Raw genomic sequence first — 14,085 nt, 5'->3', positions numbered from 1 at the left:
ATTATTTCTTACAGGATTACGGCATGAGTGCCACAACAAATGATTTAAAGAGCAACCCGGCAGACAGTATAAAGGCGGCAATGAGCTCATTTCGCGCCAACCCTAAACTGCTGCTGGTTATCGCCGCTGCGGCGGCACTTTCCGCGATCATTGCACTGCTAATCTGGGCGAAGGAGCCGGGGTATCGCGTGCTGTTTAGCAACATTAGCGATGAGGATGGCGGTGCCATTGTCACTCAGCTGGCGCAGATGAATATCCCTTACCGCATCGATACGCCGGGCGGCGCGATTATGGTGCCGGAAGGGCAGGTGCACGAAGCGCGCATGAAGATGGCTCAGCAGGGGCTGCCGAAGGGCGGTTCCGTTGGCTTTGAACTGCTCGACCAGGAGAAGTTCGGTATCAGCCAGTTCAGCGAGCAGATTAACTTTCAGCGTGCGCTGGAGGGCGAGCTGTCACGCACCATTGAAAACCTCGGGCCGATCCTCAGTGCTCGCGTGCATCTGGCGGTGCCGAAACCGTCGATGTTCGTACGTGACCAGAAGCTGCCAACCGCTTCGGTCAGCGTCACCCTGGCGCAGGGCCGCACGCTGGATGACGGCCAGGTCACGGCGATTACCCATCTGGTTTCCAGTGCGGTCACCGGGCTATCGGCGGATAACGTCACCCTTGTCGACCAGCGCGGCAACCTGCTGACGCAGAGCGGCGTGCGCGGCATGCAGACCTCACAGCTGAAGTATACCAACGAGATTGAAAACGATTATCAGCAGCGCATTCAGCGTCTGCTGGCCCCGCTGGTGGGCGACAGCAATGTGCGCACCCAGGTCACCGCACAAATGGACTTTACCCAGCAGGAGCGCACCGATGAGCAGTATCAGCCCAATGCAGACAGCGACAAAATGGCGATCCGCAGCCGTCAGTCCAGCCAGTCAGCGCAGGGCAACGGACGCACCACCGGCGGCGTTCCGGGCGCGTTAAGCAATACGCCGCCAACCCCGGCAACGGCTCCCCTGAGGAAACCGCTGACGCCAGCCACTCCGGCCGCCAAGGGTCAGAACAACAGCACCAGCACGCAAACGGCAGGCGCGGGCAGCAACGAGAGCGCCCAGCCTTATAACAACCGCAACGATGAAACTACCAACTTTGAGGTTGACCGCACCCTGATCCACACCAAAACCAGCGTCGGGCAGATCCAACGGCTGTCGGTGGCGGTGGTGATTAACTACCTGCCTGCCGGCAAAGAGGGCAAGCCAGGCCCGCTGGCCGCCGCCGAGCTGGAGCGTATCAACACCCTGGTGAAAGAAGCTATCGGCTACAGCGCTGCACGCGGGGACAGCATCAACATCGTTAACTCCGCCTTTAACGGCGTAGAGGAAGAGGTGATGCCACCGCTGTGGCAGCAGCAGAGCTTCCAGGCGCTGATGATGTCCATCGCCCGCTACCTGGTGATCGCCATTATTGCCTGGGTGCTGTGGCGCAAGCTGGTGCAGCCGACCTGGCTGCGCCATCAGGAAACCGCGATCCGTCGTATGGAGATGGAGCAGCAGGTACGCCAGGTTGAACTGGATGAGAAGAAGAAAGTGGCGGAGATGAAAGCTCACGCCAAAGCACAGCGCCGCGTCGACAGCGAGATGAACAGTCAGCAGCTGCGCGAACTGGCCGAACAGGAGCCGCGCGTGATCGCCCTGGTCATGCGTCAGTGGATGAATAAGGAGCAGCAGAAACCATGAATGCCTGTGATAAAAGCGCCATCGTCATGCTGACCCTCGGCGATGAGCTGGCGGCCGAAGTGTTTAAGCACCTCAACGCCCACGAGGTCAAACAGATCAGCAGCTCGATGGTCAACATGGCCGGTTTTACCCATGACCAGATGTCAGCAGTGCTGGAGGAGTTCGCCAAAGACTCTGGCGAGTATGCGGCGCTGAGCCTGAACACCAACGACTACCTGCGCAGCGTGCTGGTGAAAGCGCTGGGCGAAGAGCGCGCTTCGTCGCTGCTGGAAGATCTGCTGGACTCCCAGCAGGGCAACAACGGCATCGAAACGCTCAACTTTATGGAGCCGCAAACGGTATACGACCTGATCCGCGAAGAGCATCCGCAGATTATCGCCACCATCCTCGTGCACCTGAAGCGTAACCAGGCGGCAGATATTCTGGGGCAGTTTGACGATAAAGAGCGTAACGACATTATGCTGCGTATCGCCACCTTCGGTGGCGTGCAGCCTGCCGCGCTGCAGGAGCTGACCGAAGTGCTCAACAATCTGCTGCACGGCCAGAACCTCAAGCGCAGCAAAATGGGCGGCGTGCGTCCGGCGGCGGAGATCCTCAACCTGATGAAATCCCAGCAGGAAGAGGCGGCGATCAACGCGGTACGCGATTTCGACGGCGAGCTGGCGCAGAAAATCATCGACGAGATGTTCCTGTTCGAAAATCTGGTGGATGTCGAAGACCGCAGCATCCAGCGCATTCTGCAGGAGATCGAAAGCGAGACCCTGCTGATCGCGCTGAAAGGGGCCAACGAGGCGCTGCGCGACAAGTTCTTCCGCAATATGTCACGCCGCCAGGCGGACCTGATGGCCGAGGATCTCGCTTCCCGGGGGCCGGTGCGCCTGTCGCAGGTCGAGGCAGAACAGAAATCGGTACTGCTGGTAGTGCGTCGCCTGGCCGAAACCGGCGAAATTCTGATTGGGAGCAGCGACGATGCCTACGTCTGATGAGCAGAATAAACCGCAGTGGCGCAGCTGGAAGCCGGATAACTTACTGGCTACGGAAAGCGAGCACCAGGAGCCGCTGCCGGTCACTAACAACCCGGCCAGCGATGCCCAGTTCAAAGCCGAACTGGCACGGCTGCGCAAGCAGGCGGAGCAGCAGGGGTACAACCAGGGGCTGACTCAGGGCCAGGAAGAGGGCAAAAAGCAGGGCTATGAAGCCGGCTTTCACAGCGGGCATGAAGCCGGCATCGCGCAGGGCATCAGCGAGGCTCAGAGCGCGCAGCAGGCGGCGCTGAAGGGCGTCGAAGCGTGGATCGCTTCATTCAAGCTGTCGCTGGACAGCCTCGACAGCCTGATCCCCAGCCGTCTGGTGCAGCTGGCGTTGCAGGCGGTACAGAGCCTGCACGGCAGCGAGCAGGGCAGCAGCAATACCCAGCTGCAGCAGCAGATTAAACAGCTGATGCGCCAGGATCCGCTGCTGAACGGCAAAATCCGGCTGATGATCCACCCGGACGATCGTCCGCTGATTGACGGGGCGCTCGGCGAGACGCTGGTCGCGATGGGCTGGGAGCTGCATACCGACAGCCAGCTGTTACCCGGCGGCTGCCGCCTGTTAACCGATGAAGTGGAGCTGGATGCCACCTTAGAAACACGCTGGCAGAAGCTGTGCCAGCTGGCGCACGAGGAGCTATCCGCATGACAGCGCATCTGCAACGCTGGCTTGACGCGATCGATCGCGTCGAGACGCGCATCGGCGATATCGCGCCGTTTCGCCAGTACGGCAGGCTGACGCGCGCCACCGGGCTGGTGATGGAAGCGGTCGGGCTGAAGCTGCCGATTGGCGCACTGTGCATTGTTGAGCGTCAAACCCGCGACGGCGTGGTGCCGGTGGAAAGCGAAGTGGTCGGCTTTAAAGATCAGGTGCTGTATCTGATGCCGCTGGAGCACGTCGACGGCATCCTGCCCGGCGCCCGCGTCTACGCGCCGGAGTCCGAAGCGGTCGGCAAACAGCTGCCGGTCGGGCCACAGCTGCTCGGCAGGGTGCTGGACGCGCAGGGCCGCCCGCTGGACGGGCGCCCGGCGCCGCTGAAAACCGACTGCGCCAGTCTGTTTACCCAGCCGCTTAACCCGCTGCACCGTGACCCGATCAAAAAAGTGCTCGATGTTGGCGTACGTGCGATTAACGGCCTGCTGACCGTCGGGCGCGGCCAGCGCATGGGGCTGTTTGCCGGATCCGGCGTCGGGAAAAGCGTGCTGCTCGGCATGATGGCGCGCTTTACCGATGCCGACGTCATCGTCGTCGGCCTAATCGGTGAACGCGGACGCGAGGTGAAAGACTTTATTGAAAATATCCTCGGTGAAGAGGGGATCCAGCGTGCGGTGGTGATTGCCGCCCCGGCGGATGTGTCACCGATCCTGCGCATGCAGGGCGCGGTGTACGCCACGCGCATTGCCGAAGATTTTCGCGATCGCGGCCTTAACGTGCTGCTGATTATGGATTCCCTGACGCGCTTCGCCATGGCGCAGCGTGAGGTGGCGCTGGCGATCGGCGAACCCCCGGCGACCAAAGGCTATCCGCCATCCGTGTTTGCCCGCCTGCCCGCGCTGGTGGAAAGGGCCGGTAACGGTATGCCCGGCGGCGGTTCCATCACCGCGTTCTACACCGTCCTGACCGAAGGCGACGATCAGCAGGACCCGATTGCCGACTCGGCACGTGCCATTCTCGACGGCCACATTGTTCTGTCGCGCCGTCTGGCGGAGTCCGGGCACTACCCGGCAATCGATATTGAAGCGTCGATCAGCCGCGCAATGACCGAGCTGATCCCGCACCCGCAGTACCGCCAAGTGCAGACCTTCAAGCAGCAGCTCTCCTGTTACCAGCGCAACCGTGACCTGGTCAGCGTTGGCGCTTACGTGGCGGGCAGCGATGCGCTGCTCGACCAGGCTATCCAGCACTATCCGGCGATGGAAGCGTATCTGCACCAGGCGATCCACGAAAGCTGCGATTACGACCGGGCCGTCAGCGCGTTGGCGCAGCTGTTTCCTGACGTCACTGCACAGGGCATAAGCCGATGAAAAGCCAAAATCCGATGGTCATGCTGCGTGAGATGGCCGCAGAGAAGTTAACGCAGACCACCCAGGCGTTAGGCAGCGCGCAGCAGGTCTGGCAGCAGGCGCTGACCCAGGGCGAGCAGCTGGAGGGCTATGAACGCGAATACCAGCAGTCGCTGCGCAGCAGCATGCAGAGCCGCGGCATGAGCGTCGCCGACTTGGTGAACCATCAGGCGTTTATTTTAGCGCTGAATCAGGTAGTGAAGCAGCACGACCAGCACCTCAGCCAGTGCGAGCTGAACGTCACCGAGGCGAAGCAGAGCTGGATACAGGACAAGCAGCGGCTCACCGCGTTTGAGACCCTGCTGACGCGGCGTGAAGACGCCCGCACCCTGGCGGAAAACCGCCATGAACAAAAAATGATGGACGAGTTCGCGCAGCGAGCCGGGCAAAAAAGAGACAGGCTATGAATATTGATATCAATGCGCTGCTGGGCAGTGCGGCCCGCAGGCTGGCAGGGCCTGATGAGACGCTGGCTGCAGGGGAAGCAGGGCACTTTGCTCAACTGCTGGCAGGATTGACGGACAACGCGCCGCTGCTGCCGGAATCGCTGCTGCCAGTACAGCCCGGGGAAGAGATTCCGGGCGAGCTGCTGGCGGAAGTGGTTGCTGCGGATGACCAGAGTACTCTGCCGCCAGTGATTGGCGCGGATGACAAGTCCGCCCTGCCAGAGATTGTGCTGCTGACGCCTGACGCTGTGGTGCCTGCGCCACTGCTGCCCGCTCAGCCAGCCCTGCCCGATGGCTGGCAGCTACAGCAGCTGGTGGCGCAAAACGCCGGGGCCGATGCGCAGGATGCCCCGCTGCTGCGCGAGGTAACGGCGGACGTGCGGCCATCGCGCTCCCCGGTGCCGCGCCCGCCGTTGCCGCTCGATCAGGCGGCGAACGCCGTAGCGGAAACGCTGCCAGCCAGCCTGCCGCAGCTCGGCGCGCTGGCCGTCAACACCACTAAACCGCTGGTGGTCAGTCCTGAGCGCGAGGCTTTGCTGCCGCTGGATAGCCGTAGCACCAGCGATGCGCCGCTGATGGCGGCGCCACGTCCGGTACTGACCGCCATAACCTTGCCCGCTCCGGCAGCGCCGCCAGTCGTCGTTAACCCGCACCCGGTAGGCACCCCGGCATGGCAGCAGTCACTCGGTCAGCAGCTGGCGATCTTCAGCCGTGACGGCGTGGATAACGCGCAGATCAAGCTGCACCCGGAAGAGCTGGGCGCGCTGCAAATCACCCTGCGCATGCAGCAGAACCAGGCGGAGCTGCATATCGTCAGCGAACATCCGCAGGTGCGTCAGGCGCTGGAAGCCGCAATGCCGCAGCTGCGCAGCGCGCTGGCAGAAACAGGGGTCCAGCTGGGGCAGACCAGCGTCAGCGCGGATAATCCGCATTTCGCAGGCGCCCAGGCGCAGGGCAACGGCTCATCCGGCCATGGCCACGCGCGGCAGGGGAGCGCTGAGCCGCTGCTGGAAGAGGAAAATAGTCAGCCGATCGCGCTGCACCATCTGAGCTCCGCTGCCGGGATAAATACCTTTGCATGATGCGGTGAAATACCCGCACTAATGGAACTTCATCAGGTAATTATCCTGGCGAATAAGTGGACTACAATACGCGCCTTATCTGATGTGACAGAAATCAGAATAGCGCTTTCATTACAGAGTTTAATCAATGAGTAATAAAAATAAAAAAGCAGCGGGCGGCCGTTCGCGGCGTCCATTTTTGATGATTTTAATGTTTATCGTCATGATTGCGGCCTGTGGTTTTGCCGGTTACCTGTTCTGGGAAATGAAAAAATTACAGGCTAATCCAGTTAATCCAGCTAATACAGATGGCACAGCGGCAGTGAAAAAGCCTGTCGACGCAGAACCCCTGTATCAGTCATTAAGTACCTTTACCGTCAGCCTCAAACCAACGGAAAAAGAGAGCGACCGCGTGCTGTTTGTCGGCGTTTCACTACGAATGGCAGATAAACACTCGATGCTGACCCTGGAAAAGTTTCTGCCGGAATATCGTAGTCGCCTGCTGATTCTGCTGTCGAAATTAAGTTATGAAGAGCTGTCCACCAATGAAGGTAAGCAGCAGTTGATGGACAAAATTAAAGATGAAGTGAGCAAGCCTCTGGCATCTAAACAGGCGGTCTCGGTCACAGATGTCCTGTTTAACGAATTTATTCTGCGGTAATAACCATGTCTGACAACTTTCTATCCCAGGCAGAAATTGATCACCTGCTGAATGCCGACAGCGAAAGCAGCGATGAACCGCTGAACAGCGTCACCGACCATGAGGCCAGGCCTTACGATCCGCACACTCAGCGGCGGGTGATCCGCGAACGTCTGCATTCGCTGGAAATTATTAACGAACGCTTTGCGCGCCAGTTTCGCATGGGGTTATTTAACCTGCTGCGCCGCAGCCCGGATATTACCGCCGGCAGTATTAAAATCCAGCCGTATCACGAGTTTGCCCGCAACCTGCCGGTGCCAACCAACCTGAACCTGCTGCATCTTAATCCGCTGCGCGGCACCTCGCTGATGGCCTTCTCGCCGGGGCTGGTGTTTATGGCGGTGGATAACCTGTTTGGCGGCGACGGTCGTTTTCCCACCAAGGCGGACGGGCGGGAATTTACCCCGACCGAACAGCGGGTGATCCACCGCATGCTGACCATGGCGCAGGAAGCCTACGAGTTTGCCTGGAGCACCATTTTTAAAATCAAAACGGAATATATCCGTTCTGAAGTGCAGGTGAAGTTCACCAACATCACCTCGTCACCGAATGACGTGGTGGTGACGACGCCATTCTCGGTGGAAATTGGATCGCACAAGGGCGAGTTCAATATCTGTATTCCGTTCAGCACCATTGAGCCGCTGCGTGAAGTACTGAGTAATCCACCGATGGAGAACGTCGGGCACGAAGATACCCAGTGGCGCGGCCTGCTGGTCAGCCAGATGCGCGAAACCGAGCTGGAGCTGGTGGCGCAGTTTGCCGATGTGGATACCCGTCTGTCGAACGTGATGAATCTCAAGATCGACGATGTGATCCCCTTAGATAAGCAGGAGCTTATTGCCGCCCGCGTCGGTGGCGTGCCGGTATTTACCGCGAAATATGGCTCCGTAAACAATCAGTATGCTCTGCGCATAGAGCAGATGATTCAATCCGCATTACATACGTTTGATAAGGAGTAATTTCCCCATGAGCGACAATAAACTCTCGTCGGGTTCAGAGACGGATGACCTTTGGGGGGAGGCGATGAGCGAGCAGAGTTCAGCGGGAATGACCCAGCCAATGTCAGTGCCACAATTTTCAGATGAGCTTAATTTAATCCTCGATATCCCGGTCAAAATGACGGTAGAGCTGGGTCGGACCAAAATGACCATTAAAGAGCTGCTGCGTTTGAGCCAGGGGTCGGTGGTGTCGCTTGACGGCCTGGCGGGTGAACCGCTGGATATCCTGATTAACGGCTACCTGATTGCGCAGGGCGAAGTGGTGGTGGTGTCCGATAAATTCGGCATCCGCATTACCGATATTATTACTCCGTCCGAGCGTATGCACCGCCTGAGCCGCTAATGAAAACCTCTTCCTCAATGATCAACACGGCCTCGACAGGCGGGACAGATTCGGTGCTGCTGACGGTCTCCGGTGCGCTGGCGCTGATTATCCTGGTGATGGTGCTGCTGGCCTGGGCGGCTCGTCGCAGCGGCATCGCCGGTCGCTTTAACGACGGCAGCCTGATTGCGGTGGTCGCCAGTAAATCGCTGGGCGCACGCGAGCGTATCGTGCTGATTGACGTTGAGGATCAGCGTCTGGTGCTGGGCGTGACGGCCACGCAGATCGTCTGCCTGGCGACGCTGGCGAAACCGCTCAGTGAGCAGCCAGAGGTTCCGGCAGCAGGCGCGGGAAGTTTCGGCCAGCTGCTGCATAAGCTCAGGCAGAAACAGCGCGGGGGCGCGGCATCATGACGCGCACCTCTCTGCTGCGGCTGCTCTGCGGGCTGGCCGCACTGCTGCTGCCTGCCGCGAGCGCGCTGGCGGCCAACGGCGATATCACCCTGGCGAACCCGCAGAGCGACGGCGGCTGGACGCTGCCGGTGCAGACGCTGGTGCTGCTCAGCTCGCTGACCTTCCTGCCCGCGCTGCTGCTGATGATGACCGGCTTTACCCGCATTGTTATCGTGCTCGGGCTGATGCGTAACGCGCTCGGCACCCCGACGGCGCCGCCAAACCAGGTACTGGTCGGGCTGGCGCTGTTCCTGACCTTTTACGTAATGTCGCCGGTGTTTAACCAGATCTACGATGAAGCCTGGCAGCCGCTGCAGGAAGATAAGATCACCATGGAAGTGGCGCTGGAGAAGGGCATCAAGCCGCTGAAGGCGTTTATGCTGGACCAGACGCGGGAAAACGACCTGGCGATGTTTGCACAGATCGCCAAAGCCGGGGAGTTCAACACGCCGGAAGAGGTGCCGCTGGGTATTCTGGTGCCGTCATTTATCACCAGCGAGCTGAAAACCGCGTTCCAGATCGGCTTCACCATCTTTATCCCCTTCCTGATTATTGACCTGGTGATTGCCAGTATTCTGATGGCGCTGGGGATGATGATGGTGCCGCCCGCCACCATTGCACTGCCGTTTAAGCTGATGCTGTTCGTGCTGGTCGACGGCTGGACCCTGTTAATGGGCTCGCTGGCGCAGAGCTTCTACAGTTAGGTAACCCGTCATGACTCCTGAAAGTGTAATGAACCTCGGAATCCAGGCGATAAAACTCGGCCTGATGGTCGCCGGGCCGCTGCTGCTGGCCGCGCTGGCCACCGGCCTGATTATCAGTATTTTGCAGGCCGCCACGCAGATCAACGAAATGACCATGACCTTTATTCCCAAAATCCTGGTGATTGTCGGCATTGCGGTGATCCTCGGCCCGTGGATGATGCGTAACTTTATCGAATACACCCGCGCGCTGATTATCAACATTCCGTCAGTTATCGGCTGATGGCCTTTTCCGTTCCCCTGCCGCAGATCTATGAGCTGCTCAGCCACTATTTCCTGATTATGGTGCGTATTGCCGCGCTGTTAACCGTGGCGCCAGTCTTTAGTGAGAAGGGCGTCAGCGTGCGCGTGCGCGTCGGGCTTTCGATTCTGATCGCCGCGCTGATTGGCGGCCAGCTGCCGGACAGCCAGATCGCGCTGTATTCGGTGCAGGGCGTCTGGGCAGTGGCAAAGCAGGTGCTGATCGGCGCCGCGTTAGGGCTGTCGATCCAGCTGCTGTTTGTCGCGGTGAAGATGGCCGGGGAGATGATCGGTATGCAGATGGGCCTGTCGTTCGCCACCTTCTTTGACCCTAATGCCGGGAATATTCCGGTGATCTCACGCTTCCTCAATCTGCTGGTGACGCTGCTGTTCCTGGTATTCAACGGCCATCTGTGGCTGATTGCCATGGTCGCCGAAAGCTTCCAGCAGCTGCCGGTGGACGATGCGCCGCTGCAGTTGGGCGGCTTTTACCTGCTGGTCAATCAGGCAGGGATGATTTTTCAGCAAGGGCTGATGCTTGGGCTGCCGATTATCGCGCTGCTGCTGTGCATTAACTTTATCCTTGGCCTGCTTAACCGTATGACGCCGCAGCTGTCGATTTTCGTGATCGGCTTCCCGCTGACGCTGACCGTGGGCATGGTGGCGCTGTCGCTGATTTCCCAAACCCTCGCCCCGTTTATCGAAAGGCTGATGGCGACGGTATTTGATAATATGGCGGCGTTAATTCACGCTCTGGCTTAATACCCGATAAAAAAATTAATTGTCACCACTTCTGCCCGCTTATCCGTAGCTCGACTTCCCCCTTCGAATGATAGAATTTCGCCATAGTCATATTCTTATTTATTGGCGCGCACCGCAGCCAGGATTCACCCTCACTCAGGATATTTTTGTGGCAAGCTTATATACCTCATGGCATCACTCCCCGACGGCAATTGCGGCTGCGGCCTGGCTGTATAAATTCCCCTGTGGAGATGTTTCTACTGCCGCTATTCTGGAGATTGGCTGCGGAAATGGCGCTAATTTAATCCGTCATGCCACGGTTTATCCACAATCAACCTGTGTGGGCGTAGATATTGATGCACAGCGCATCGAGGCGGCGCAGAATAATGCCCGCCAGGCTGAACTGAATAATCTCCATCTCTATTGCCTGGGCTTACAGGATCTGCTGTCAATAGATGCAGGCCGCTTCGATTATATTATTATCCCGGCGATGTACACGCTGCTGGATAACAGCGCGCGCAGTGCCCTGATGCAATGGTGCCAGCGGCAGCTCAACGATAATGGGATTATCGCGGTGCGCTGGAATACCCTGCCGGGGGCCAGAAGCCAGAAGGTATTACAGCAGGCGATCGTTTTCCACAGCGCGGCGGCGCAGAGCGAGCAGGCGTGGCTGGCCAGCGCCAGAGCGATGCTGAGCTTTATGGCGATGGCGGACGCCAGCATTGACGTGAAAGAGGCTGCGGCGGCGGCACAGAAGCTGAGCGATGCTGAGCTGCACGCGCAGTATCTGGAAGAGAATCAGGACGCCTGTCTGCTGAGCGATTTCGCGCAGCGGGTGGATGCCGAACGGCTTCAGCTGCTGGGCGATGTGGTGCCGCAGTCAGAGCTGGCTGCCCACTACGGCGCTCAGATCGCGCTGCTGCACCAGACGGTTGCGGCAGGCAGCAGCGCACTGCAGGCGCAGCAGTACCTCGATTTTGCCGTGCAGCGCAGCGAGCGCTTTAGCCTGCTGATTAGCGGGAAATCCGCTCAGCTTTTCAGTCACCGACCGGATCTTAGCCAGCTCATGACGATGCACTGGGCGGCGAGCTGTGCACTGACCGGGGATGAAAACCAGCGCATTACGCGCTACGGCGAAATGGTTAATACCAGCAACCCGGATATTCGCCGCCTGCTCGACTGGCTGAGCGCCGCCTGGCCGCGCAGTCTCAGCACGGAACAACTCATCCAGCTGACGCTGGAACCAGAAAACCCGGTCGACCATCGCAAAAGGATGATGGCCGCGCTGGAAGAGCTGTTCCTCAATAAGCCGCCATCGCTGTATCTCAGCGCCGCGCCGTCACCCTATAACCGTGCCGAGGGTGAGCTGAGGCTGACCTGTGATTTCAGCACCACGGAAGTGGCCGACGGCGCTTACTGCGCCCGCACCAACGGGTGGGGGGAGCGGCTGGCGTTTAAGCGTGAAGAGTTTGCGGCGTGGCAGCGATGGCCGCATCCGGATAATTTGAGCGATGCAAGATACGCCATTGAACTGGCGGGCAAAGGCCTGCTTATTGGCAGCGCTACCAGCTGGGCGCACTTCTGGCAGCGCATCATTGCCTGTGGCGATCGAACCCTGGTTGAGGGCGCCATGCGCGCATTTCTGCTGGCCACCAGTGCAGAAGAGCAGGGTGGCTTGTTATCAGCCAGTATGGAACGTAGCCTGCGAGCAATAAAACCGCGTGTCAGCGTCAACCCCATAAAAGCCTCTAAAGCCCAGCAGTTGCTCAATGCAGGGCATATTCAGCAAGCCCGCGAGGATATTGCCGGGCTATTGATAGAGCACCCCACGGACAGTACCTTACTGATGCTGGCGGCCGCGGCCTGCAATAAGGCGGGAGATAACGAAACGGCGCTGACGCTGCTGGCGAGAAGGCTTGGGCAGGGCGGCGATCTGCACTCCGTGCTGAATTCGCTGGCGCGGGTGCTGACCAGCCTTGAGGCAAAATCATCTACCCCACGATTACTGTTTCAGCAGCTGTTAAAACAGGATGACAAAAACGGCGAGCGCTGGCTGGATTTATCCAGCTGCTACAACGCAATCGACGATAAAATACGCGAGGAGCAGTGCCTGCAGGCTTCCTTAAAACATGATGCGAAAAACAGCATCAGCCTGTTACGTCTCGCCACCCTGTATAGCCACACCGGGCGAATGGAAGAGGCAAAAGCGCTGTGCACGCAGGCGCTGGCATTACCGAAGGGCGCTATTAATCGGCTAAATAGCCATGCGCTTTACCTGTTTCTTTTGTCCCATGATGCCGTTCTCAGTGCGGAAGAAAAATTCCATGCCCACGTCGACTTTGGCGTGCTGGCCAGCCAGTGGGCGCAAAGCACTACGCTGGCGCGAAGCGCACAGACTCCTTCGGACGGCAGGGATAAAATCCGCATTGGCTTCGTGTCAGGGGATTTAAGAGGGCACCCGGTACATCATTTCATTTACCCGGTGTGGCACAGCATTAATCGCGATCGCTTTGAGCTGTATGCTTATGCAACGGGCAGAGAGGATCGGATCACCCAGCAATATCGCGAAAGCGCGACGCTGTTTCGCAGCGTCGCGGCCCTCAGCGCCCTGGAGCTGGCGCAGCAAATTGCCAGCGATAACATTGATGTGCTAATCGATCTCTCTGGCTTTACCGAGGGGAACCGCCTGCTGACCTTTGCGCTGAAGCCCGCCGCGCTACAGATGTCATGGATTGGATTTGTTGGCACCACCGGGCTGCAGCAGATGGATTATTACATCGCCCACGATCATTTGATGGCACCCGGTGAGCTGGATGCGATCTTCACGGAAAAATTAGTCTCGCTGCCTTCGGCAAAAATATTTGAATACAGCGCAGTGGCGCCGGAAGTGAGCGAACTGCCGGCGTTGAAAAATGGCTATCTGACGTTGGGTAATTTCAACCGGCCGCAAAAACTGACGCCAGCAATCCTCGACTGCTGGGCCAACATCCTGCGGGCGTTGCCACATGCCCGACTGCTGTTCGCCTATATGAACGATGAACGGATGAGCGACGGCTACCGGCTGGAGATGACCCGGCGTGGCGTTAAGCCTGAGCAGCTGGATTTTCGCATGAAGCAGAGCTTTGCTGACTATCTGGCCATGCACAATGAGGTCGATATTCTGCTGGATAGCCACCCTTATTCCGCCGGAACCACCGCGCAGCACGCCAGCTGGATGGGGGTGCCGCTGGTGACGACCACGGAAGGTTCTGCGGTTTCCCGCACCACGGCGGCAACGATGAAAACCTTCAACCTCGGCGAATTCGTCACCGCCAGCCTGGATGAGTACGCCGCTAAGGTGATTGAACTCGATCGGCGCTATGACTATCTCAGCGCCATTCGTCAGTCGCTGCGCGCACGTATCAAACAGCGTGAAGCCAGCCACAGCCATAATGCTTACTACTTTGAAAAGATGATCGAGACCGTCTGGCAGCGTCATTTGGCAGGTGAGGTTCCCAGCGCACTGTTTATTGAAGATGAGCATCGTTGGGAGGAGCAGTAAG

14 protein-coding genes are annotated in these 14,085 nt (G+C 58.9%); all 14 read left to right on the top strand.

The features are described from left to right. Nucleotides 1-23: 23 nt before the first annotated feature. The 14 genes from fliF (at nt 24) to J2Y91_RS02725 (ending at nt 14,084) form a co-directional block, all read left to right on the top strand. Nucleotides 24-1,727: a flagellar basal-body MS-ring/collar protein FliF gene (gene fliF, locus J2Y91_RS02790; RefSeq protein ID WP_253537187.1), complete on the top strand. Its 1,704-nt coding sequence runs from the start codon at nt 24-26 to the stop codon at nt 1,725-1,727. Further along, nucleotides 1,724-2,710, top strand: coding sequence for a flagellar motor switch protein FliG (fliG, locus tag J2Y91_RS02785; protein ID WP_253537185.1), 987 nt, complete (start codon nt 1,724-1,726; stop codon nt 2,708-2,710). The genes fliF and fliG overlap by 4 nt, the downstream gene beginning before the upstream one ends. Next, nucleotides 2,697-3,407: a flagellar assembly protein FliH gene (locus J2Y91_RS02780; protein ID WP_253537182.1), complete on the top strand. Its 711-nt coding sequence runs from the start codon at nt 2,697-2,699 to the stop codon at nt 3,405-3,407. Before fliG ends, J2Y91_RS02780 begins: the two co-directional genes overlap by 14 nt. Continuing rightward, a complete protein-coding gene (gene fliI / locus J2Y91_RS02775; protein WP_253537180.1) occupies nt 3,404-4,783 on the top strand; it encodes a flagellar protein export ATPase FliI in 1,380 nt (459 codons plus the stop codon). Before J2Y91_RS02780 ends, fliI begins: the two co-directional genes overlap by 4 nt. Beyond that, the gene (gene fliJ, locus J2Y91_RS02770) at nt 4,780-5,229 is read left to right on the top strand and encodes a flagellar export protein FliJ (RefSeq protein ID WP_253537177.1); all 450 of its coding nucleotides are present in this window, start codon (nt 4,780-4,782) and stop codon (nt 5,227-5,229) included. Before fliI ends, fliJ begins: the two co-directional genes overlap by 4 nt. Further along, on the top strand, nt 5,226-6,350 hold the full coding sequence (locus tag J2Y91_RS02765) for a flagellar hook-length control protein FliK (RefSeq protein WP_253537175.1): 1,125 nt from the start codon (nt 5,226-5,228) through the stop codon (nt 6,348-6,350). The genes fliJ and J2Y91_RS02765 overlap by 4 nt, the downstream gene beginning before the upstream one ends. A gap of 127 nt (nt 6,351-6,477) precedes the next feature. Continuing rightward, nucleotides 6,478-6,990 (top strand): flagellar basal body-associated protein FliL, encoded by a 513-nt coding sequence (gene fliL / locus J2Y91_RS02760; RefSeq protein WP_253537171.1) that lies wholly within the window; start codon nt 6,478-6,480, stop codon nt 6,988-6,990. A gap of 5 nt (nt 6,991-6,995) precedes the next feature. Beyond that, on the top strand, nt 6,996-7,988 hold the full coding sequence (gene fliM / locus J2Y91_RS02755; protein WP_253537168.1) for a flagellar motor switch protein FliM: 993 nt from the start codon (nt 6,996-6,998) through the stop codon (nt 7,986-7,988). A gap of 7 nt (nt 7,989-7,995) precedes the next feature. After that, a complete protein-coding gene (gene fliN / locus J2Y91_RS02750) occupies nt 7,996-8,370 on the top strand; it encodes a flagellar motor switch protein FliN (RefSeq protein WP_133622940.1) in 375 nt (124 codons plus the stop codon). Then, nucleotides 8,370-8,762: a flagellar biosynthetic protein FliO gene (gene fliO / locus J2Y91_RS02745; protein ID WP_133622941.1), complete on the top strand. Its 393-nt coding sequence runs from the start codon at nt 8,370-8,372 to the stop codon at nt 8,760-8,762. Before fliN ends, fliO begins: the two co-directional genes overlap by 1 nt. After that, nucleotides 8,756-9,505: a flagellar type III secretion system pore protein FliP gene (fliP, locus tag J2Y91_RS02740; RefSeq protein ID WP_413449793.1), complete on the top strand. Its 750-nt coding sequence runs from the start codon at nt 8,756-8,758 to the stop codon at nt 9,503-9,505. The genes fliO and fliP overlap by 7 nt, the downstream gene beginning before the upstream one ends. A gap of 10 nt (nt 9,506-9,515) precedes the next feature. Next, the gene (gene fliQ, locus J2Y91_RS02735; protein ID WP_099753776.1) at nt 9,516-9,785 is read left to right on the top strand and encodes a flagellar biosynthesis protein FliQ; all 270 of its coding nucleotides are present in this window, start codon (nt 9,516-9,518) and stop codon (nt 9,783-9,785) included. Next, nucleotides 9,785-10,564, top strand: a complete 780-nt coding sequence (gene fliR, locus J2Y91_RS02730; RefSeq protein ID WP_253537164.1) for a flagellar biosynthetic protein FliR — start codon at nt 9,785-9,787, stop codon at nt 10,562-10,564. The genes fliQ and fliR overlap by 1 nt, the downstream gene beginning before the upstream one ends. Nucleotides 10,565-10,712: 148 nt before the next feature. Further along, nucleotides 10,713-14,084, top strand: a complete 3,372-nt coding sequence (locus J2Y91_RS02725) for an O-linked N-acetylglucosamine transferase family protein (protein WP_253537161.1) — start codon at nt 10,713-10,715, stop codon at nt 14,082-14,084. The last annotated feature ends 1 nt before the right edge of the window (nt 14,085 follow it).

The sequence above is a fragment of the Erwinia aphidicola genome, assembly GCF_024169515.1.
Lineage (GTDB): Bacteria > Pseudomonadota > Gammaproteobacteria > Enterobacterales > Enterobacteriaceae > Erwinia > Erwinia aphidicola.
The sequence above is the reverse complement of the archived record's forward strand: the minus strand, read 5'-3'. Positions and strand labels throughout refer to the sequence as shown.